The following is a 20,984-nucleotide window of genomic DNA, read 5'->3' on the forward strand; positions in this document are numbered from 1 at the left end:
TCAGGACAGGTCCAAGGGCGGCCGCCCTTGGATGAAATCCGCCGACTCCGGGGGTGTCCTTCATGGTCCTGCGACCCTTATCAGCGTCTGAACGGGCCGACGCCTTGGGCAAGGCAGCAGCGGCCAGGGCCACCCGTGCCGCCGCCAAGGAAAGCCTTCGGAGCGGCAACAGGTCCGCGGCGGACATCATCAGCTCCGCACTGGAGGACGACGCCCTGGCCCGGATGAAGGTTTCAGAACTGCTCGAGGCGCTTCCCGGGATCGGGAAGGTGCGGGCCGCCGCAATCATGCAGCAGCTGGGCATCGCGGCGTCCCGCAGGGTCCGGGGCCTGGGCGTCCACCAGCGCCGGGCGCTGGTAGATTTTATTGACGAGCATTAGGGCAGGCGGCGCCTGTCTTTCCCCCAACTGCGGCAAAAGGAATACGTGAGCAAGAAACCTGGACTGACAGTCCTCGCAGGTCCGACTGCTGTTGGCAAGGGCACCGTGTCCACCTACATCCGTGACAATTACCCCGAAGTGTGGCTTTCCGTCTCAGCCACCACCCGCGCGCCCCGGCCGGGAGAGGTGGACGGTGTGCACTACTTCTTCAAGACCAAGGACGAGTTCAAGCAGCTCATTGCCGACGGCGAGCTCCTCGAGTGGGCCGTCGTGCACGGACAGAACACCTATGGCACCCTGAAGAGCACCGTGAACCGGGCCATCGCCGAAGGCCGCTCCGTGCTGCTGGAGATTGACCTGCAGGGCGCCCGGCAGGTCAAGGCAGCCGTTCCGGACGCCCAGTTCGTGTTCCTGGCCCCGCCCACCTGGGATGAGATGGTCCGCCGGTTGGTGGGCCGTGGCACCGAAACCCCCGAGGAACAGCAGCGTCGCCTGGAAACCGCTAAACTGGAACTTGCTGCTGAACCGGAGTTCGACCACACCGTCATTAACGACGACGTCCGCCGGGCAGCGGACGAGCTTGTTTCACTCATGGGGCTGACACCGCATCCACACCTGCCGGAACCGTCAGCCCGCTAGGAATTTGGAGAATTCGTGTCCACGAACCTTGAAGGCATCATCAACCCGCCGATCGACTCGCTGCTTGAAGCAGCCGATTCCAAGTACGGCCTGGTGATCTTCGGTGCCAAGCGCGCTCGTCAGATCAACGCCTACTACGCCCAGCTGCACGAGGGCCTGTTCGAATACGTCGGGCCCCTGGTTGACACCAAGCTGAACGAGAAGTCGCTCTCGATCGCACTGCGCGAGATCAACGAAGGCAAGCTGGTTTCCACGCCGATCCAAGCCGCAGAGTAATCCTGCCGCTGAACTGACTTGCTGTTGACGGAGGTCACGTGCGCATAGTCCTCGGAGTCGGGGGAGGGATTGCCGCCTACAAGGTGGCATCGCTCCTCCGGCTTTTTACTGAAGCCGGCCATGACGTCACGGTGATTCCCACAGAGGCGTCCACCCGCTTTATCGGAACCGCCACCTGGGAGGCGCTGTCCGGAAACCCTGTCAGCAACAGCGTTTTCGATGACGTGCACCTGGTCAACCACGTGCGCCTGGGCCACGAGGCGGACCTGGTGGTGGTGGCACCCGCCACCGCGGACCTCCTGGCGAAGGCTGCCACCGGCCAGGCCGGGGACCTGCTCACCAACACGCTGCTGATGGCCCACGGCCCGGTGCTGTTCGCCCCTGCGATGCACACCGAGATGTGGCAGCATGCCGCCACCCGCGCCAACGTTGAAACGCTCCGCAGCCGCGGTGCGGCTGTCCTGGAACCCGCCTCCGGCAGGTTGACGGGCGCTGACTCAGGTCCCGGCAGGCTCCCTGAGCCGCAGGTGATCTTCGACGCAGCCATGGCCCTGGCCCAGGGACGAAGCGATTACCAGCTGCCCCTTGCCGGCCGCACCGTAACCATCAGCGCCGGCGGCACCCGGGAACCGCTGGACCCCGTGCGTTTCCTTGGCAACCGGTCTTCCGGCAAGCAGGGTGTGGCGCTGGCGGTCGCTGCCCGGAACGCCGGGGCTACGGTGCGTTTGCTGGCAGCCCACATGGACGTTCCGCCGCCGGCCGGCGTGGAGGTTGTCCGTGTGGAGACCGCGCTGCAACTCCGGGAAGCCGCGCTGGACGCCGCTGCCGGGTCCGACGTCGTCATCATGTCCGCAGCCGTGGCCGATTTCCGTCCGGCAGAAGTCTCGGACACCAAGATCAAGAAACGGGATGACACCGCGGATCCCGTCATCACCCTGGTCCGGAACCCGGACATCCTGCATGAACTCGTGGAGCAGCGCAATCTGAGGGCACGGCGAAACGTCACCGGGGAGGGCAACGGGGGTACTGCCGGAGCCGGGCAGCTGATCGTCGGCTTTGCCGCCGAGACCGGGGACAGCCAAGGCGACGTCCTGGCCTATGCGGAAGCAAAACTCCAGCGCAAGGGCTGCGATCTGCTGGTGGTGAACCACGTAGGAACGGACAAGGTCTTCGGGCAGGACTCCAACTCGGTCGTCATCCTCTCGCGCTCCGGCTCCGAACCACAGGAAGCATCGGGAACCAAGACAGAGGTTTCGGAAGCCATCATCAGCCGCATCAGCTTTGAACTGAACCAGGTCTCTTTCAACTGAACCTGTTTCGCCCCTCGCTGGAGGTGGTTCCCGCCACCTTTGCTTAGCACGGGGACATCTGCCGACTTCTCCCTGACGGGAGTACCAACACCAACCAGTAAGGTAGTTGAGTGACTTTACCGCTGCACCTTCCCCAGTCCCATGGGGCCACGCCCTCCGCGCTCCGGCTTTTCACGTCGGAGTCGGTCACTGAAGGCCATCCGGACAAGATCTGCGACCAGATCAGTGACGCCATCCTGGACGCGCTGCTGGCCGCTGACCCGGAGTCCCGTGTTGCCGTGGAGACCATGGCCACCACAGGCCTGGTGCACGTGGCAGGCGAAGTCACCACTGACGCCTACGTCGAAATCCCGCAGATTGTCCGCGAGACCATCCTGGGCATCGGCTACGACTCCTCGGCCAACGGCTTCGACGGTGCCCGCTGTGGCGTGTCCGTCTCCATCGGCCAGCAGTCCAACGACATCGCCGGCGGCGTGTTCAACTCCCTTGAGGCACGCGAAGGCCGCCAGGAAGACGACTACGACCTCCAGGGCGCGGGTGACCAGGGCCTGATGTTCGGCTACGCCAGCGACGAAACCCCTTCCTACATGCCCACGCCCATCTGGCTGGCCCACCGGCTCTCCGAACGGCTCACGGAGGTCCGCAAGACCGGCCAGCTGCCCTACCTCCGCCCCGACGGCAAGACCCAGGTGACTGTCGGCTACGACAAGGACCGGCCCGTATCCGTGGAAACGGTGGTGATTTCCAGCCAGCACGCCGAGGGGGCGAGCCTGGAGCAGCTGCGCGCCGACCTCGCCGCCGTCGTCATCGAACCCGTCCTGGCGGGCGCCAACCTGGACATCTCACGGGCGGCAAACATCCTTAACCCCGCCGGTGAGTTTGTCATCGGCGGGCCTGTTGGCGACGCCGGCCTCACCGGCCGCAAGATCATCGTCGATACCTACGGGGGCATGGCACGCCACGGCGGCGGCGCCTTCTCCGGCAAGGATCCGTCCAAGGTGGACCGCTCCGCCGCGTACGCCATGCGCTGGGTTGCCAAGAACGTGGTGGCCGCAGGGCTGGCCAAGCGCGCTGAGATCCAGATCGCCTACGCCATCGGCCAGGCCCGGCCGGTGGGAACCTACGTGGAGACGTTCGGCACCGAGACCGTGGACCCTGCCCGGATCAGCGCAGCCATCGCGGAGATTTTCGACCTCCGACCGCGTGCCATCATCGATGCCCTGGACCTCAAGCGCCCCATCTATGCCAAAACGGCAGCCCACGGGCACTTCGGCCGGGATGAGCCCGACTTCACCTGGGAACGCCTGGACCGGGTGGATGACCTGAAAGCATTTTTCAACGCCTAGGCTGCTTCGGCCGGGATGCCGGCAGAACAATGTCAGTGCCCGGTGATTGGCTGTTCCTGTCCAAACCCGGTAGCTGAACGGAGGTAACCGCCATGGTTGCTGACAGTTCCGTCCAGCCATCCCTCCTGCAGGGTTTCCCTGCACGTCCGGTCCAAGGCGGCGTGGCGGTGGCGGAGCGGCTCCCGGTGGCACGGGTGCTCGTTGAGTCCTCGCTGCCACATCTGGACCGCCCTTTTGACTATGCAGTCCCGGTTGCACTCGACCATGCAGCCCAGCCGGGCGTCCGGGTCAAGGTTAAATTCAACGGCCAGGACCTCAACGGGTTTCTGCTTGAGCGCATGGCCGTCTCCGACGCCGGACACAACCTGGTGCCACTGGCCAAGGTCGTGTCCCCGGTTCCGGTCCTTACGCCGGCCGTCAGGGACCTTGCCACCGCCGTCGCTGCACGGTATGCCGGTACGGTCAGCGATGTCCTCCGCCTCGCAGTTCCACCCCGCGTTGCAGGGTTGGAAAAGGACTTTCCCGGCGCACTGGACACCGCCGGGGCGGAGGGTATGCCGGGCACGCCTGGTGACTCCGACTTTCCAGCCTGGACCCCGTACCGCACAGGTGCCGCATTCCTGCGGCACCTGGCCGGCGGGGGATCACCACGTGCCGTCGTCAACCCGCTGCAGGGGTACGGGCCTGCCGGCTGGCCGGACCTGCTGGCCCAGGCCGCCGCTGCCGCCTATGCCTCCGGCCGTGGCGCCCTGCTGCTGGTGCCCGACTACCGGGACCTTGACCGGCTGGAGAAAGCACTCACCGACCTGGTGCCGGAGCATGCCGTGGCCAGGCTCACCGCCGACGACGGCCCCACACCCCGGTACCGGAACTTCCTGCGTCTGCTCGCCGGCACGGCAAAAGTCGCCATCGGTACCCGTTCGGCAGCCTTCGCCCCGGTGCAGGACCTGGGGCTTGTGGCCTGCTGGGACGACGGCGATGACCTCCACATCGAGCAGCGGGCACCTTACGCCCACGCCAGGGAGGTCCTGCTCCTCCGGGCGGAGCAGGAGGGGACGGCCTGCCTTCTCGCCGGGCACGCCCGCAGCACCGAGGTCCAGCGTCTGGTGGAGGCCGGCTGGGCCGTCCCCGTTGACGTCGGGCGTGCCACCGTCCGCGGGACCGTTCCCCGCGTGGTCAGCACTGCCGACAGCTTCGAGCGGGGGCGGGACCCGCTGGCCACCCTCGCCCGCCTCCCGCATGCCGCGTGGCAGGCCGCCAAGGAAGGGTTGGAGCGCGGCCCTGTCCTGGTCCAGGTTGCCAGGGCGGGCTATGCGCCCTCGCTGGTGTGCGAAACATGCCGGGAACCGGCCCGCTGCGGCAACTGCCAGGGACCCCTGGCGCTGGCCGGCACATCCGCACTGCCCCAATGCCGGTGGTGCTCCACCCCGGCCCCGGACTGGACGTGTTCACATTGCGGTGGGCGGCGTCTTCGAAAAGGTGCTACCGGAGTCCTGCGCACTGCCGAGGAGCTTGGCCGCGCGTTTCCCGGGAAAACGGTCATCACGTCCTCCGGCGACCAGGTGAAAGCCACGGTGGGCGCGGGCAAGGCGCTGGTGGTGGCAACGGTGGGGGCCGAACCGGTCGCGGACGGCGGGTATGCCGCAGCCCTGCTGCTGGACGGGGATTCCCTGCTGCGCCGGGAGACCCTCCGCGCGGGCGAAGACACGGTGCGCCGCTGGTTCAACGCCGCTGCCCTCGTCCGCCCCGCCCCGGACGGTGGGCTGGTGGTGGTCACCGCCACGGACACGGCCGCCACCGGCGCGCTGCTGCGGTGGGATCCGGCAGGTTACGCGGGCCGGGAGCTGTCCCTGCGCGTGGAGCTGCAGCTTCCCCCGGCGGTGCGCATCGCGTCAGTAACAGGGCCGCGCGCCGCCGTCGAACACTACACCGGCGCCGTGGAAGCGGACCTTGCCGGCACGGGAATAACAGTCCGTACCGCAGGCCCGGCCCCGCTGCTGCTCACCGCACAACCCTCCGGCAGGCGCTCCGCGGAGGATGTACGGACCCTGCTGTTCTTCCCCTACGGCCAGGCCACCGCCGTCGTCCGTGTCCTGCGGGCCACCCGGGCAGCCGTGGCCGCCAAGCGGACCACGGAACCGGTGCAGTTGCGCCTGGACGGCGTGGACGTCATCTAGGGAAGGCGTGGTCTGCCGCGGCCCACCTTCAGCGGCGCCTTTTCGCCGCTACCTCGTGCGCCGCGTCCACCAGCTGCCGTGCCGATTCATCCCAGCTGAACTCCGCCGCCCGGGCCGTTGAGCGGCGCGACATGTCCTGCCAGTGCGCGTCGTCCTGCAGCTGTGCCACCGCGCCGGCGAACTGGCCGGGTGACTCCGGGTCCACATAGATGGCGGCGTTCGCGCCGACTTCCCGGAAGATTGGGATGTCGCTGGCGATCACCGGGGTACCCACGGCCATCGCCTCGACCAGGGGAAGGCCGTATCCCTCGGCCCGGGAGAGGCTCACCAGTGCCGTGGCCCGCCGCAGCAGCCCGTCATACTCCGCGTCCGTCACGCCGTTGTGGAACACCACGGAAGCGCCGGCGGGGATGATGCTTTCCAGTTCCGCCCGCCGCTGCGGCGTGATCCGGCTGAGCAGGTGCAGCGTGTAGCCGGGCAGCCTGGACATGCCGGCCACCATGGTTTCCACGTTCTTGTAGGGCATGAAGGAACCCATGTAAATGATCGTTTTGTCCGCACCGTCGGCCGGGTTGCGTGGTTCCTGCGCCGGTTGCGGGGCGTTGGCGACAATGCGCACGGGCCTGCGCGTCAGGCGGTACTTGGCCATCAGCGCCTCGGTGGTCCGGCTGATGGTGGCCACGGTATCGGCCCGGTTGAGGAGCAGCCGTTGCGGCCAAAACGCCTTGTGGTAGAGGCGCCAAAGCAGCCGGACGGGGGCCGGCAGGAATCCCGGGGGAGCCGGGTGCTCATAGTAGATGAGGTCGTGCAAAGTCAGGATCAGCCCGTACTTCCGGCCCCAGGTGCCCATTGTCTGCATGGGACACACCACCACGTCCGCCCCGATCGCGTTCACCTTCCGGGCAACGAAAAGCTCCAGGGGCGAGAGCGGGCTGCTGATCAGCGTGTAGGGCACGTCAGGCAGGAGGGCGAGTTGCCGGACGTCGGAGACCAGCATGGAGACGTCAGCGATCCTCGCCGTGGCAGCGATCAGGCTGGCTCCATAGCGGCTGATGCCATCGTGATGGTCGGTACGGGTGAAACGTGCATCAATGACGATCTTCACGCGGGATGGTCCTTCAGGAAGCTGCGGATGTAGCGGGCGGCCGGCTCGGGTGTTTCGTAGTGGATCAGGTGTCCGACGCCGGGAATCACCTTCAGTTCCCCGTCCGGAAGCAGTGCCAGGAGGCGGTGCTGGTTGGGAAGGGTGGCGATTTCATCCTTTTCGCCGGCAATCAGCAGGACGGGAAGTTCCAGTTGTCCGGCGACCTCTGCCACGTGGTTGCTGACCGAAGCGGTAAATGACTCCAGCAGGCTGTCCCGGTCGGCAAAGGAACTGAAATAAGCGTGGTGCTGGCCGTGGATGAAGGCCCGCAGCTCCTTGTCGCGGGTCTTGGCCATGGTCCCGCTCATGACCCTCACGATCAGCGGATTGCGCAGCAGCGCCAGCCCGGGCCTGCGGGGGAGCCGCGCCGCCAGCCGGTAGTACAGCACGGCCAGCCGCGTCATCAGGCCCTTGGGTCCTTCCAGCGCCGGAGCGGCGATGGGGTTGATGAGGATCAGGGGGCGCACGGCCTCCGGGTTGTTGGCCACGAAGTGCGCGGCCACGATGGAGCCGAAGGAGTGCCCCAGCAGCACGGTATCCGGTCCCAGGCCCTGGGCCGCCATGAAGTCAGTGATGAACTGCCCGTAGCGTTCCACCGAGTGCGGGTCCCGGGCAAAGGCATCCGAACTGCCGAACCCAGGCAGGTCGGGCATGATGATGCGCATTTCCGGGAGCTGGTCCGCGACGCGCAGGAGCCCGTGGTGGTCGCCGCGGAACCCGTGGACCACCAGGACGGTGCGGGTCTCCGGCGTCTCCTGCAGGGGCTCGTAGGTCCAGAAGGCCACCGTGCCGCCGTCGAGGGTCACGGTTGAGGCGGAGGCGCGGGCGGAAAGTTCAACGCTCAGGTATGCAGGCGCAGGGGAGGTCCCCGGGTTAACGGTGTCCATGGCGGGCCTAGTTGACGTTGTCCGGATGGGACCCGGTCCGCTGGCCGCGGTCCAGCGCGTTGATGGCCGCAAGATCGCGTTCGGAGAGCTGGAAGCCGAAGACGTCGAGGTTCTCCCGGATCCGCGCTTCCGAGCTGGCCTTGGGGATGGCGATGTTCCCCAGCTGCATGTGCCAGCGCAGAATCACCTGGGCGGGGGACCGGCCGTGCTCGGCGGCGCAGGCCTGGATGACAGGATCGGCCAGCACCTGGCCGCGGCCCAGCGGGCTCCAGGCCTCGGTGCGGATGCCCAGCTCCGCGTGCCTGCTGCGCAGTTCCTCCTGCTGCAGCCAGGGGTGCAGTTCGATCTGGTTGACGGCAGGGACCACTTCGGCGCTTTGAAGCAGGCGGTCAAGATGTGCCGGCTGGAAGTTGCTGACACCAATGGCACGGACCCTGCCTTCGCGGTAGAGCGTTTCCAGGGCACGGTAGGTTTCGGGGAAGAGCCCCCGGCGCGGGCAGGGCCAGTGGATCAGGTACATATCCACGTAGTCCAGGCCCAGATTGACCATGGAATCATCGAATGCGCGCAACGTCGCGTCGTACCCGTGGTGGTCGTTCCATACCTTGGTTGTGATAAAGACGTCGGCCCGGCCCAGGGACGGGAACAGCTCCCCGGAGCCGCCGCTTCCGCTACCGTCGCCAAGCTGCGAACTGATGCCGCGCGCCACCCCGGTCTCGTTTCCATACATGGCTGCGGTGTCGAAGTGGCGGTAACCGGCGGCGAGCGCAGTGGCCACCAGCCCTTCCGCGTCCGCTGCCGGCACCTTGTACAGCCCAAAGCCGAGCTGGTCTATCAGCACGCCATTGTTCAGGCTCAGCCGGGGTGAGGTTCTCATGGCAACGACTCTACCTACTTCAGCTGGTCAGTCCCTCGTAATTGACCAGCCGGCGTGCGGTGGCTTCATCCAGGATCAGGTCGGTGGCCAGCCTGGCCGCCAGGGCTCCGCGCAGCCCGTTGATCTTGGAGACCCCCGAGACCACGCAGATCCTGCGGCGCACCTGCCGGAGCTGGGCAAGTGCCGGGCCGGTGGACCTTTCATTCAGGACGATCCCGTCAGAGGACCCGTCCGCCCGGAAAAACACGGTGGCAACGTCTCCCACCACGTCGGAATTGGCCAGGGCGTTCAGGTCCTCCTCGTCAAGGTACCCGCCCGCGTAAACATGGCTGGGATAGTCGGCGTGTACGGAACCGACACCGAAAATGGCGATGCTCATCTTGGCCTGCAGTTCCAGGACCCGCTGCACACTGCGTTCATTCCACATGGCCGTCTTGGTAGCGGCATGGTCGAAGAAGGCGGGGACGGGGAACTGCTCCACCCGCGCCCCGTACGCGCTGCCGAACCTGCGCATGATGTCGCTCGCGTAGGTGATACCGGTGGTGTGCATGTTTCCGGCACCGTTGAGCTGGACGATGACGCTGTCGTGCGTGATCTTTCTTGTGAGGTGCCGGCTGACCGCACTGAGCGTTGATCCCCAGGCCACGCCGATGATGGCATTGGAATCCACCAGTGGCCCGATGGTACGCGCCGCCTGCATGGCCACGCGGTCCAGGGTTTCGGCTTCATTGAGCGTCCCGAGGATGGGAACCACGTGGACATCCAGGTTGTACCGGCGCCGGATCATGCCCTCCAGTTCGGGCCCGGTGTCCAAAGGGTTGCGGATCTGGATCTGCACCAGGCCCGATTCCCTGGCTGAGGACAAAAGCCGCGAAACGGTGGACCGGGAGGTACGCAGTTCACGGGCGATCGCATCCATGGTGAGGTCCTGCAGATAGTACATTTGTGCAGCTCGGAGGGCATCTGCGTCCCGGGAAAGTGTCATCTCAGTTCCCTTCTGCACGTTTGTGCATAGTGCTTGACTCCATTTTCCATTTCTCCAAACAATAGAGCAGAACGGCGGCGCCAAACAGCCGGTGCCCGCATCACACAAAGCCCCAAGGGAGTAGTTTTTTGGGACCCAAGGATTCAACTGTTCACCCGTCTGTCACCGCAGCCCGGCCTGGGACCGAACGCGCTTCGGTCCACAGCCTGCGGCGCCGTCCGCACGCGAAAGTGCTGGTGGTGGGTGGTGGCATCAACGGCGTAGGCACGTTCCGCGATCTGGCACTGCAGGGCGTGGACGTGGCGCTGGTGGAGCGCGGCGATTACTGCCAGGGCGCCAGCGGTGCGTCCTCACACATGATCCACGGCGGTATCCGGTACCTGGAAAACGGCGAGTTCCGCCTGGTCCGGGAGTCCGTAGTGGAACGCAACCGCCTGCTGAAGATTGCCCCGCACTACGTCAAGCCGCTGCAGACAACCATCCCGATCTCCAGCACCTTCTCCGGCATCCTCTCCGCACCGCTGCGCTTCCTCACCCACAAGCAGCAGGGCAAGCCCAAGGAGCGTGGCGCATTCCTCATCAAGGCCGGCCTCAGCCTTTACGATTCGTTTTCACGGGACGGCGGGACCGTGCCGCGGCACCAGTTCCGCACCCACAAGGCAGCCCTCAAGGAACTGCCCGACCTCCGGCCCGACGTTAAATACACCGCCACCTACTTCGACGCCTCCGTCCACAACCCGGAGCGCCTCACCCTCGATGTCCTCCAGGACGGCGAAAAGGCCGGCCGGGGAGGCAACCAGCAGGGCACCAGCGCACAGGGTGATACGGCCCGCGCCAGCAACTACCTCTCCCTCCAGTCCGTGTCCCCCGAGCCCAACCCGGGGACGGGGCGCGGCAGCACCGTCCGGTTGCGTGACGAGCTGACGGGGGAGGAGTTCGACTTCACCGCGGACGTCATCGTCAACACCACCGGGGCGTGGGTTGACCTCACCAACGAGGCAATGGGTGCGGCATCGTCCTTCATGGGCGGAACCAAGGGCTCCCACATCGTGCTGGACCATCCCGGCCTCCTGGCCGCCTGCCGCGGCCGGGAAATCTTCTTTGAGCACACCGACGGCCGGATCGTCCTCATCTACCCCATGGGAGACCGGGTGCTGGTGGGCACCACGGACGTGGACGCTGACATGTCGGAGGATGCCGTCTGCACCGATGAGGAGATCCAGTACTTCTTCGACCTGATCGGCCACGTCTTCCCCGCGATTGACGTCACCCCTGACGACATCGTCTACACGTTCTCGGGTGTCCGCCCCCTGCCGAGCCATGACGCCACCCAGCCGGGGTTCGTCTCCCGCGACTACCGCATCGAACGCCGCGCCTCCGGACGCGACGGAAGCGGCGCCGTCGTGCTGAGCCTGGTAGGCGGCAAATGGACCACCTTCCGCGCCCTCGCCGAGCACCTGACCAACGAGGTCCTCAGCGAACTGGGCGTGCAGCGCAAGGTTTCGACGGCGCAGCTCCCCATTGGCGGCGGCGCCGGTTTCCCTGCCGACGAAGCAGGCGTCCAGAAGTGGATCAAGGCACACATGGCGGAGGGCCGGGACGCAGACCGCACAGCCGGGCTGCTGACCCGCTACGGGACCCGGGCCGAAGCAGTAATCGCCTACCTCGATGCCGGACCCGACCAGGCACTGCGGTCCACCCGGGAGCTCAGCGTCCGTGAACTGGAGTTCATGGCGGCAAACGAGCAAGTGGGGCACCTGGTGGATGTCTTCATCCGGCGCACCTCCCTGGCCTTTCGGGGGCTCGTCACCGGCGAACTTCTCAACGAGGTGGCGGAGGTGCTGTCCGTCCCGCTCAAGTGGGACGCTTCGGCGCGCACCGCTGAGATCAGGCACGCGCAGGACGTGCTGCAACGTTTCCACCGGGTGGAAACGCACAGCCTGGTCTCCTGAGGACCAGGCTGCCGGCCGGGACGTTTCAGCGTCCCGGCCCAACGGTCCTTCACCCGCGGAGGACCGACAACTAAAAACAGAAGGAGTCAATGATGTCTCTAGGAATAGTCTTCCTCTCCGAAGTCTTTGGCACGGGCATGCTGACCCTGTTGGGTTGCGGCGTCGTTGCCAACGTGGCTTTACGGGGGACAAAAGGCAACAGCGGCGGTTTTCTGATGGTCACCTGGGGATGGGGCATTGCCGTATTCTGTGGTGTCTTCGTTGCCGCGAAGTCGGGCGCGCACCTGAACCCTGCCGTCACGCTCGGCCTGATGCTCAACGGAAAAGCCGAATACGCTCCCGGTGTCGCCGTAGACGTGGCTTCCACGCTGACCTACTTCGGCGGCGAGATGGTGGGCGCCTTCCTCGGCGCCGTAGTCTGCTGGCTGGCTTACAAGCAGCACTTTGATGACGAGCCGGAGCCTGCAGGCAAGCTCGGGACCTTTTCCACCGGGCCTGCCATCCGCTCCACCCCGTGGAACCTGATCACCGAGATCATCGGTACTTTTGTCCTGGTCTTCGTCATCCTCACCCTCGGCGGGACACCCTCCGGCCTCGGTCCGCTCGCGGTCGCGCTGCTCGTGGTGGGCATCGGCGTTTCCCTTGGCGGCCCCACCGGCTACGCCATCAACCCCGCCCGCGACCTCGGACCGCGCATCGCCCACGCGCTGCTTCCAATCAAGGGCAAGGGTTCCAGCGACTGGGCCTACTCCTGGATCCCCGTCGTCGGGCCTCTGGTCGGAGGCGCCCTCGGCGGCCTGGCAGCCCGCATAGTTCCCATCATCGTCACGGCCGCTTCCTGACCCGTACCGACTACAGCCATCAACAAGACAAGGACGTCATCATGAACCAGTACGTAATCGCCATTGACCAGGGCACCACCAGCACCCGCGCCATCATCTTTGACCACAGCGGCGCCATTGTCTCTTCCGGCCAGATGGAACACGAGCAGATCTTCCCCCAGGCAGGCTGGGTGGAACACGACGCCGCGGAGATCTGGAACAACACCCGTGAGGTCATCGGATCGGCCCTCTCGAAGGCGAACCTGACACGGCACGACATTGCCGCCGTCGGCATCACCAACCAGCGCGAAACCGCTGTGGTGTGGGACAAGACCACGGGCAAGCCGGTCTACAACGCCATCGTGTGGCAGGACACCCGGACGCAGGACATCGTGGATGCGCTGTCGAAGGACGGCGGCGCGGACCGCTTCAAACAAAAGGTGGGCCTGCCCCTGGCCACCTACTTCTCCGGCACCAAGATCAAGTGGATCCTGGACAACGTGGACGGTGCCCGCGAAAAGGCAGAGGCCGGGGACCTGGTCTTTGGCAACACCGACGCCTGGGTCCTGTGGAACCTGACCGGCGGCGTGGACGGCGGCGTCCACGTCACCGACGTCACCAACGCCTCCCGGACCCTGTTCATGGACCTCGACACGCTGCAGTGGGACGACGAGATCCTCGGGATCTTTGGCGTACCCCGCAGCATGATGCCGGAGATCAAGTCCTCTTCCGAGGTGTACGGCGAAGTCCACGGCTCGCAGCTGCTCCGCGAGACGCCCGTGGCGGGCATCCTGGGCGACCAGCAGGCCGCCACTTTCGGCCAGGCGGCCTTCGAAGCCGGCGAAGCCAAGAACACCTACGGCACGGGCTGCTTCCTGATCTTCAACACGGGCGAAGAAATCGTCCACTCGAAGAACGGGCTCCTCACCACGGTCGGCTACAAGCTGGGTGATGCCAAGCCGCACTACGCCCTCGAAGGCTCCATCGCCGTCACCGGCTCCCTCGTCCAGTGGCTGCGTGACAACCTGGGCATGATCAGCAGCGCCCCTGAAGTGGAAACCCTTGCCGCGTCCGTGAAGGACAACGGCGGCGTGTACATCGTTCCGGCCTTCTCCGGCCTGTTCGCCCCGTATTGGCGCTCCGACGCCCGCGGCGCGATCGTCGGCCTGACCCGGTTCGTCAACAAGAACCACATCGCCCGGGCGGCGCTCGAGGCCACCGCGTTCCAGACCCGGGAGGTGCTGGACGCGGTCAACGCGGACTCCGGTGTGCCGCTGAGCGAGTTGAAGGTCGACGGCGGCATGGTTGCCAACGACGCGCTCATGCAGTTCCAGGCGGATATCCTGGGCGTCCCGGTCATCCGCCCCAAGGTCATTGAAACCACTGCGCTGGGAGCTGCCTACGCGGCAGGCCTGGCTGTTGGTTTCTGGAAGGACCTGGGCGAGTGCTCGGCCAACTGGGCGGAGGACAAGCGCTGGGAGCCTCAGATGGACCAGGCTGAACAGGACCGCCAGATGCGGCTCTGGAAGAAGGCCGTCAGCAAGTCCATGGACTGGGTCGACGAGGACGTGCGCTAGCTGTACTGTCCCGGGGCCGCCTGCCGATTTCGGCGGGCGGCCCTGCCGTGTCCCCGCCAAGCCCTGTCAGCGGTGTCAGCGGTGTCAGGGCGTGGGCCGCGGCGGCAAATCCTCTGTGGCCGGGCCCTGGATGACCTTGCCGTCCACATCGAACCGGGAGCCGTGGCAGGGGCAATCCCACGTGCGTTCCCCCCTGTTGAAGCCGACAGTGCAGCCCAGATGGGTGCAGACCGCGGACACGGCATGCACGCCTCCCGCTTGATCCCTGTAGTAGGCCGTGTTGGTCCCGGCTGCTTCAATCACCGTGCCGTCGTCAGGCTGTAGGTCCGCTACCGGCAAGGCAACATCCTTTGGGCGGGTCTTCTCCCCGTCCCTGTCATCGGCGGCCGCCGCTGCTGGAACCCCTGCTGGCCCTGTCCTGGCCCGTGACGGCGCGCGGTTGCTGTCGAACAGGGGCGCCCAGTCGTTTCGCGTGCCGTCGAGCAGATCCGCCAGCATCAGTGCGGCGGCTGTACCGTTGGTCAGCCCCCATTTGCGCAGGCCCGTAATGACGAAGGCATGCCGGCTGTCCGGGTTCAGCGGCCCGACGTAAGGCAGTCCGTCTTGCGGCATGTTGTCCTGGGTGGACCAGCGGTACGCAACGGCCCCTGCCCCGAATCGGCTGCGCGCGTAACCGGCCAGTCTGGCATGGCGTGATGCCGGATCCACTTGTTGGGTGGCGGGATGGCCCTCGCCGCCGGCCAGCAGGTACGTGACCCCGTTCAGCCGAACCGTCAGCAACGAACGCATCGGCTCATCGGTGCTGATAAAGGTGGCGTCCAGGGGAGGGCTGTCCAATATTGCGGCAACGATGTAGGAGCGGTGTGGCTGGCACAGTGTTTCGAACCGGCCATGGTCGCCGAAAGGCACGTTCGTGGCCACAATGGCATCGCCGGCCAGCACCGTTCCGTTCCCGGTGGTCACTATCACCGGTGTTTGCTCCTGCAGATTGTTGGCGCGCGTCCCTTCGAAGACGAAGCTGCCGCCTCCATCCACTGCGGCGGCCAGTCCATGGAGGTACTGCACCGAGTGAATCTGCGCCTGCCTGTCGAACCGGACGGCGCCGGCCACCGGGAACGGCAGGGGTACGTCGACCGTGAACGTGGCCGGAAGGCCGAGACTGGCGGCAAGTTCTGCTTCTGCGCGTACCTCCGGCAGGGCGTCCGCACTCCCGGCGAAGGTGTAGTTTGCAACCCGGCGGAAACCGCAGGAAATGTTTTCTGCCGCCACCACTTGGGCGATGTGCTCCACGGCAGCCTGGTTGGCGAGCCCATAGATGCCGGCGGCGCTGCGTCCATGGGTCCGGTCCAGAGCCGTGTATGCGAGGCGGTGCAGCGACGTCACTTTGCCGGTGGTATGGCCGGTGACGCCCGTACCGATCCGGCCGGCTTCCAGGACGGCCACCGAGCGGCCCGAACGCTTCAGGGCCAGTGCTGCCGTCAGACCGGCCACGCCGCCCCCGATCACCGCAACGTCCACTTCCACCGTGCCGCGCAGTTCCGGGAAGTCCGTGGCGCCGGCAGTTGCCAGCCATAGGGAGAGGAGTGCCCCTTCAGCTGAGCCCGCGGTGGTTGCATCCGGCATCGTGTGCTGCCTCCCAACGTTGTGGGATGATCATGCGCGCTTGCGCCGCGTAATTCAATCAGCCGCAGGGCCGGGCTGCGGCGGGCGACGTGCCGGTGCGCTAAAGTAGATCCATGCGTGCGATCCTTCTGCTTAGCTAGCCGCCGGGTGTCCCAGACTGTGGACAACTGAGCGGCGGCCCCTCCATGGCGAGGGGCTTTTGTGTGTCCGGGGCATGGCGCCGGGCCGGCAGCAGGAGGATCAGGCCGTTATGGCAGCACAGATGCCGTAACAGAACAGAAGAGGGCAGCAGTGGGCGTTCAGCCGGAGACAGAGACCGGAACAGCAACAGCAGTATCGGCGGAGCCTGAAGAGGGCACCTACAGTTTCACCGCCATGGAGGCCAAGTGGCCGCAGGTGTGGGAGGACCTCAACGTCTTCACCCCGGTGGATGACGGGTCCCGGGAGCGCCGCTACGTACTTGACATGTTCCCCTACCCGTCCGGCGACCTGCACATGGGCCACGCTGAAGCTTTTGCCATGGGTGACGTGGTGGCCCGCTACCTGCGCCAGAAGGGCTACGACGTCCTGCACCCCATCGGCTGGGACTCTTTCGGCCTGCCCGCCGAGAACGCCGCCATCAAGCGCAACGCCCACCCCAGTGAGTGGACCTACACAAACATCGACACCCAGGCGGCGTCCTTCAAGCGGTACGCGATTTCCGCCGACTGGTCCCGCCGCCTGCACACCTCGGACCCCGAGTACTACCGCTGGACCCAGTGGCTGTTCAAGCGCTTTTACGAGCGCGGCCTGGCCTACCGGAAGAACTCGCCGGTCAACTGGTGCCCCAAGGACCAGACGGTCCTGGCCAACGAGCAGGTTGTCAACGGCGCCTGCGAGCGCTGCGGCACCACCGTTACCAAGAAGTCGCTCAACCAGTGGTACTTCAAGATCACGGAGTACGCCGACCGGCTGCTGGACGATATGGAGGAGCTCCGCGGCCACTGGCCCGAGCGCGTGCTGGCCATGCAGAAGAACTGGATCGGCCGCTCCGAAGGAGCGCACGTCAACTTCGTGATCGAGGCCGACGGCGGCAAGCCCGCCAAGGACGTCACGGTCTTCACCACCCGGCCGGACACCCTGTACGGGGCGACGTTCTTCGTCGTCGCCGCCGACGCGCCGCTCGCCGTCGAACTGGTCACCGATGAGCATGCCGCCGCCCTGGACGCCTACCGCGAGCAGGTCAAGGCCCTCTCGGAGATCGAACGCCAGTCCACGGAGCGCGAAAAGACCGGTGTCTTCACCGGCCGCTACGCCGTCAACCCGCTGAACGGCGAAAAGCTGCCCGTCTGGGCCGCTGACTACGTCCTGGCCGACTACGGGACGGGCGCCATCATGGCTGTTCCCGCCCACGACCAGCGCGACCTCGACTTCGCCCGCGCGTTCGACCTGCCGGTCCGGGCCGTCCTGGACACCGGTGAAGAGGATCCGGCCGTCTCCGGCACCGCCACCGCGGGGGAGGGGACGCTGATCAACTCCGGTGAGCTCGATGGCCTGCCGAAGGCTGAGGCCATCCCGGCCGCCATTGCGATGCTGGAGCAGCAGGGCACGGGCGAGAAGTTCGTGAACTTCCGGCTCCGCGACTGGCTGCTGAGCCGGCAGCGGTTCTGGGGTACCCCGATTCCCATCATCCACTGCCCGTCCTGCGGCGAAGTCCCGGTCCCGGACGAACAGCTGCCCGTGACCCTGCCTTCGGATCTCCGCGGCGAGGACCTGGCTCCCAAAGGCACTTCGCCGCTGGCCGCGGCCGAGTCCTGGGTGAACGTGGAATGCCCCACCTGCCACGGCCCCGCCAAGCGTGACACCGACACCATGGACACCTTCGTCGACTCCTCCTGGTACTTCCTGCGCTTCGTCTCCCCGCAGTACACCGGGGGTCCCTTCGATCCCGAAAAGATCAACGACTGGATGCCCGTGGGCCAGTACGTGGGCGGGGTGGAGCACGCCATCCTGCACCTGCTGTACGCGCGCTTCTTCACCAAGGTCATCCATGACCTGGGCATGCTCGACGCCGATGAGCCGTTCAGCGCGCTGCTGAACCAGGGCCAGGTCCTCAACGGCGGCAAGGCGATGAGCAAGTCGCTGGGCAACGGCGTGGACCTCGGCGAACAGCTCGACAAGTACGGCGTGGACGCGGTCCGGCTCACCATGATCTTCGCCTCCCCGCCGGAGGACGACGTGGACTGGGCCGACGTCTCGCCGTCGGGCTCTGCGAAGTTCCTGGCCAGGGCCTGGCGCCTCGCCCAGGACGTGACCAGTGAACCCGGCGTAGACGTCACCGCCGGTGACCGTGCGCTGCGTTCGGTAACGCACCGCACCATCGCCGACGCCGCAGAGCTGCTGGACGCCAACAAGTTCAACGTGGTGGTGGCCAAGCTGATGGAACTGGTCAACGCCACCCGCAAGGCGATCGACTCCGGGGCAGGCGCAGCGGACCCTGCCGTCCGCGAAGCTGCCGAGGCAGTGGCTGTGATCCTCAGCCTCTTCGCGCCTTACACGGCTGAGGACATGTGGAACCTGCTGGGCCATCCGGCGTCGGTGGCCAACGCAGGCTGGCCCACCCATGATCCCGCGCTCCTGGTCCAGGACACCGTCACCGCCGTTGTCCAGGTGCAGGGCAAGGTCCGCGACCGGCTGGAGGTGTCCCCGGACGTCTCCGAGGATCAGCTCCGCGAGCTGGCGCTGGCGTCGGAGAACGTCCAGCGTGCCCTTGACGGCCGCGGCATCCGGACAGTCATCGTCCGTGCCCCTAAGCTGGTCAACATCGTTCCGGCATAATTGCTGCACCCGCACTAACCCCACCGGCCGTCGGAAATTTTCCGGCGGCCGGTGGTGGCTGAGCCGGACACCCGTCCCCTGGAGGCCCCTTGCCTGACAGTAATGCCGCCGCCTGGCCATGGGTCCGTGCGCGGCTGTCCGGGCTCCGTCACACGGCCCGGCCGGGGACCGGGCGGCCGGGCGGGAGCCCCCTGGTGCGCACCGCCGTCGTCACCGACTCCGCAGCTGCCCTGCCCGCGGACTATTCGGGCAGGCTTGCGCAGGGTGGCATCCTTACCGTGACTCCCATGCCCGTCATGGTGGGCGCGGAAATCTATGGCGAGGGCGAGGACGACATCCTGGACACCGTCGCCGTGGCCATGGCCGCGGGAAAGGCGGTCAAAACATCCCGGCCCTCACCTGGCCAGTTCGAGCAGGCTTACCGCGCTGCCGAACTGCGCGGATTCGAGGGGATCGTTTCGGTCCATATCTCCGGTGGTCTTTCGGGCACCGCTGACGCCGCCCGGCTGGCTGCCGCCAGGGTGGGAATCCCGGTGGAAGTGGTGGACACGGGAACAGTCGGCATGGCGCAGGGAATGGCGGTGCAGGCCGCGGTGCAGGCAGCCGCGGCCGGTGCCGGGCCTGCGCCGGTGGCTGCTGCGGCAGCGGCCCAGGCAGCGCGCACCAAGGTCTTCTTTTACGTCCCCAGCCTCGAACAGTTGCGGCGCGGGGGACGGATCGGCGCCGCCGCATCGCTGCTGGGCACCATGTTTGCCATCAAGCCCATCCTGGCGGTCGACGGCGGCAGGATCGTCCCCCTGGAGAAGGTGCGGTCGGGGGCCAGGGCTGTGGCGCGCCTTGAGGAAATCGTGGCGGCAGAAGCGGCGGCGCGTCCGGGTGATTCCGTACGCCTGGCCGTCCATCATTTTGGGAACCCGGAAGAGGCGGAGAGTCTGGCAGCCAGGCTGGAAGCGGCGCTTCCCGAATGTCCTCCCGCCCAGATCAGTTCCCTTCCGGCGGTCCTGGCCGCGCACGCGGGCCTTGGTGTCCTTGCGGTGATTGTAGGCAGGACGGCCAGCGGCCCGGAGCCGGGCGGGCCTGAGGCCGGCGCACACCTTTCCACATAGGGGCTTTGGCGGCTGCCGGGTAGAGGTCCGTGTTCATAGGGTGGAGCTATGTCACGCCGGGATGCTGGAGCAGCAGGTCAGCGGGCACGCCATGTGAGGGCCAGGCTCCAGGCGACCCTGGGGGAGGCCACTCCCGGGCTCCTGGAGGATGGCCCCGGCCTTGACGGTCTTGAGTACCGCGGTTCCGGGGACGTGGCAGAAGCTGGCGGGGGCGGCGGAGCTGAAACCGGCAGCGGCTCCGGGGGAGGTACCGGTGGGGCGCCTTCGCTCCGGTGGCGGGTGGGGTTCCGCGTCGCCGTGCTGCTGGCCGCCCTGGCAGTGGCGGCCGGGGCGTGGTTCTGGTGGCAGGCCGCCGCGGCGGCGCCCGAGGTCCTTCCGCTGGGTGGAGTCAGTTCCCGCGGCGCACCAGGGGCGGACGGGGACATTGCCGCCGACCGGGGCGGTGCGGCCACATCACCTGAGCCCGGCGATGGGCAGGATGGGTCTGGGCCTGCCGGCCGGGTAGTGGTGCACGTTGCCGGGGCCGTGGCCAGGCCCGGTGTTATCCGGCTCCAGCGGGGCAGCCGGGTCGACGATGCCATCGCTGCCGCAGGCGGCGCAACCGCGGATGCCGACGTCAACCGGCTCAACCTTGCACTCGTTGTGGAGGACGGGCAGAAGATCTATGTCCCGCAACGTGGGGAGCCGGTGTCCTCCTCGTCCGATGCCGCCGTTCCGGATGGCTCCGGCACAGGTGCGGCCGACGCTGCCGGAGGAAAGATCAACCTCAATACCGCGGACGCTGCCGCCCTGGACACGCTGCCAAAGGTCGGTCCTGTGCTGGCGCAGCGGATCGTGGATTGGCGAAAGGATCACGGTCCCTTCAAGAGCGTCGAAGAGCTGGACGCGGTGGATGGTGTTGGGCCGAAAATGCTTGAAGCCTTGCTGCCACTGGTGACGGTCTAAGACGGCCATGGCAGCGAACCCGGGCAGACGCCACAGTCCTTGGAGCCGGTTCGTCGAATCCGCGGTACGGGGCCGGGACGCGGAGCCACCGGGCGTGCCGGGTTCAGGCATCAGGACACCTT

At 66.7% G+C, this 20,984-nt stretch carries 17 protein-coding genes; 12 read left to right on the plus strand and 5 right to left on the minus strand.

What is annotated here, in order from left to right; genetic code table 11:
* The first annotated feature begins 62 nt into the window (after window positions 1-62).
* The 6 genes from mihF (at window position 63) to QFZ57_RS14465 (ending at window position 6,128) form a co-directional block, all read left to right on the plus strand.
* Window positions 63-380 (plus strand): integration host factor, actinobacterial type, encoded by a 318-nt coding sequence (mihF, locus tag QFZ57_RS14440; RefSeq protein ID WP_306631045.1) that lies wholly within the window; start codon window positions 63-65, stop codon window positions 378-380.
* Between the two features lie 45 nt (window positions 381-425).
* Entirely contained in the window at window positions 426-1,019 is a 594-nt protein-coding gene (gene gmk / locus QFZ57_RS14445; RefSeq protein ID WP_306900710.1) for a guanylate kinase, read from the plus strand.
* 15 nt (window positions 1,020-1,034) lie between these two features.
* Window positions 1,035-1,295, plus strand: coding sequence for a DNA-directed RNA polymerase subunit omega (gene rpoZ, locus QFZ57_RS14450; protein WP_009357412.1), 261 nt, complete (start codon window positions 1,035-1,037; stop codon window positions 1,293-1,295).
* A 38-nt stretch (window positions 1,296-1,333) separates the two neighbouring features.
* A complete protein-coding gene (gene coaBC / locus QFZ57_RS14455) occupies window positions 1,334-2,605 on the plus strand; it encodes a bifunctional phosphopantothenoylcysteine decarboxylase/phosphopantothenate--cysteine ligase CoaBC (protein ID WP_306900711.1) in 1,272 nt (423 codons plus the stop codon).
* Window positions 2,606-2,715: 110 nt separating this feature from the next.
* A complete protein-coding gene (gene metK, locus QFZ57_RS14460) occupies window positions 2,716-3,951 on the plus strand; it encodes a methionine adenosyltransferase (protein WP_306631048.1) in 1,236 nt (411 codons plus the stop codon).
* Window positions 3,952-4,043: 92 nt separating this feature from the next.
* Window positions 4,044-6,128 carry a primosomal protein N' gene (locus tag QFZ57_RS14465; protein WP_306900712.1) on the plus strand — a complete coding sequence of 695 codons (2,085 nt, stop codon included), beginning with the start codon at window positions 4,044-4,046 and terminating at the stop codon, window positions 6,126-6,128.
* A 28-nt stretch (window positions 6,129-6,156) separates the two neighbouring features.
* Here the strand turns inward: QFZ57_RS14465 and QFZ57_RS14470 are convergent, their stop codons facing one another.
* From QFZ57_RS14470 to QFZ57_RS14485, 4 genes are read right to left on the minus strand one after another with little or no spacing between them, the layout of a single operon-like run.
* Window positions 6,157-7,233, minus strand: a complete 1,077-nt coding sequence (locus QFZ57_RS14470) for a glycosyltransferase family 4 protein (protein ID WP_306900713.1) — start codon at window positions 7,231-7,233, stop codon at window positions 6,157-6,159.
* A complete protein-coding gene (locus QFZ57_RS14475) occupies window positions 7,230-8,159 on the minus strand; it encodes an alpha/beta fold hydrolase (protein WP_306900714.1) in 930 nt (309 codons plus the stop codon). Before QFZ57_RS14475 ends, QFZ57_RS14470 begins: the two co-directional genes overlap by 4 nt.
* A 7-nt stretch (window positions 8,160-8,166) precedes the next feature.
* Window positions 8,167-9,036 (minus strand): aldo/keto reductase, encoded by an 870-nt coding sequence (locus tag QFZ57_RS14480; protein ID WP_306631052.1) that lies wholly within the window; start codon window positions 9,034-9,036, stop codon window positions 8,167-8,169.
* Window positions 9,037-9,055: 19 nt separating this feature from the next.
* On the minus strand, window positions 9,056-10,021 hold the full coding sequence (locus tag QFZ57_RS14485; protein ID WP_306631053.1) for a sugar-binding transcriptional regulator: 966 nt from the start codon (window positions 10,019-10,021) through the stop codon (window positions 9,056-9,058).
* A 128-nt stretch (window positions 10,022-10,149) separates the two neighbouring features.
* On the opposite strand from QFZ57_RS14485, the gene QFZ57_RS14490 reads away from it, so the two are divergent.
* From QFZ57_RS14490 to glpK, 3 genes are all read left to right on the plus strand, one after another.
* Window positions 10,150-11,973 (plus strand): glycerol-3-phosphate dehydrogenase/oxidase, encoded by a 1,824-nt coding sequence (locus tag QFZ57_RS14490; protein ID WP_306900715.1) that lies wholly within the window; start codon window positions 10,150-10,152, stop codon window positions 11,971-11,973.
* Between the two features lie 92 nt (window positions 11,974-12,065).
* Window positions 12,066-12,815, plus strand: coding sequence for an MIP/aquaporin family protein (locus tag QFZ57_RS14495; protein WP_306631055.1), 750 nt, complete (start codon window positions 12,066-12,068; stop codon window positions 12,813-12,815).
* A 41-nt stretch (window positions 12,816-12,856) separates the two neighbouring features.
* A complete protein-coding gene (glpK, locus tag QFZ57_RS14500; RefSeq protein WP_306631056.1) occupies window positions 12,857-14,371 on the plus strand; it encodes a glycerol kinase GlpK in 1,515 nt (504 codons plus the stop codon).
* Window positions 14,372-14,455: 84 nt separating this feature from the next.
* On the opposite strand, the gene QFZ57_RS14505 is transcribed toward glpK, so the two are convergent.
* Window positions 14,456-15,994, minus strand: a complete 1,539-nt coding sequence (locus QFZ57_RS14505; RefSeq protein ID WP_306900716.1) for an FAD-dependent oxidoreductase — start codon at window positions 15,992-15,994, stop codon at window positions 14,456-14,458.
* 291 nt (window positions 15,995-16,285) lie between these two features.
* Between QFZ57_RS14505 and leuS the strand changes: the two genes are divergently transcribed.
* From leuS to QFZ57_RS14520, 3 genes are all read left to right on the plus strand, one after another.
* Window positions 16,286-18,811, plus strand: coding sequence for a leucine--tRNA ligase (leuS, locus tag QFZ57_RS14510; protein ID WP_306631058.1), 2,526 nt, complete (start codon window positions 16,286-16,288; stop codon window positions 18,809-18,811).
* Between the two features lie 89 nt (window positions 18,812-18,900).
* The gene (locus QFZ57_RS14515; RefSeq protein ID WP_306900717.1) at window positions 18,901-19,917 is read left to right on the plus strand and encodes a DegV family protein; all 1,017 of its coding nucleotides are present in this window, start codon (window positions 18,901-18,903) and stop codon (window positions 19,915-19,917) included.
* Between the two features lie 48 nt (window positions 19,918-19,965).
* Window positions 19,966-20,862 carry a ComEA family DNA-binding protein gene (locus QFZ57_RS14520; protein ID WP_306900718.1) on the plus strand — a complete coding sequence of 299 codons (897 nt, stop codon included), beginning with the start codon at window positions 19,966-19,968 and terminating at the stop codon, window positions 20,860-20,862.
* Window positions 20,863-20,984: the final 122 nt, after the last annotated feature.

The organism is Arthrobacter sp. B1I2 (genome assembly GCF_030816485.1).
Lineage (GTDB): Bacteria > Actinomycetota > Actinomycetes > Actinomycetales > Micrococcaceae > Arthrobacter.

Coding starts and splice junctions, on each gene's coding strand:
- mihF (WP_306631045.1), top strand. CDS start 63: ATGGTCCTGCGACCCTTATCAGCGTCTGAACGGGCCGACGCCTTGGGC.
- QFZ57_RS14465 (WP_306900712.1), top strand. CDS start 4,044: ATGGTTGCTGACAGTTCCGTCCAGCCATCCCTCCTGCAGGGTTTCCCT.
- QFZ57_RS14475 (WP_306900714.1), bottom strand. CDS start 8,159: ATGGACACCGTTAACCCGGGGACCTCCCCTGCGCCTGCATACCTGAGC.
- QFZ57_RS14480 (WP_306631052.1), bottom strand. CDS start 9,036: ATGAGAACCTCACCCCGGCTGAGCCTGAACAATGGCGTGCTGATAGAC.
- QFZ57_RS14485 (WP_306631053.1), bottom strand. CDS start 10,021: ATGACACTTTCCCGGGACGCAGATGCCCTCCGAGCTGCACAAATGTAC.
- QFZ57_RS14495 (WP_306631055.1), top strand. CDS start 12,066: ATGTCTCTAGGAATAGTCTTCCTCTCCGAAGTCTTTGGCACGGGCATG.
- glpK (WP_306631056.1), top strand. CDS start 12,857: ATGAACCAGTACGTAATCGCCATTGACCAGGGCACCACCAGCACCCGC.
- QFZ57_RS14505 (WP_306900716.1), bottom strand. CDS start 15,994: ATGCCGGATGCAACCACCGCGGGCTCAGCTGAAGGGGCACTCCTCTCC.
- QFZ57_RS14520 (WP_306900718.1), top strand. CDS start 19,966: ATGTCACGCCGGGATGCTGGAGCAGCAGGTCAGCGGGCACGCCATGTG.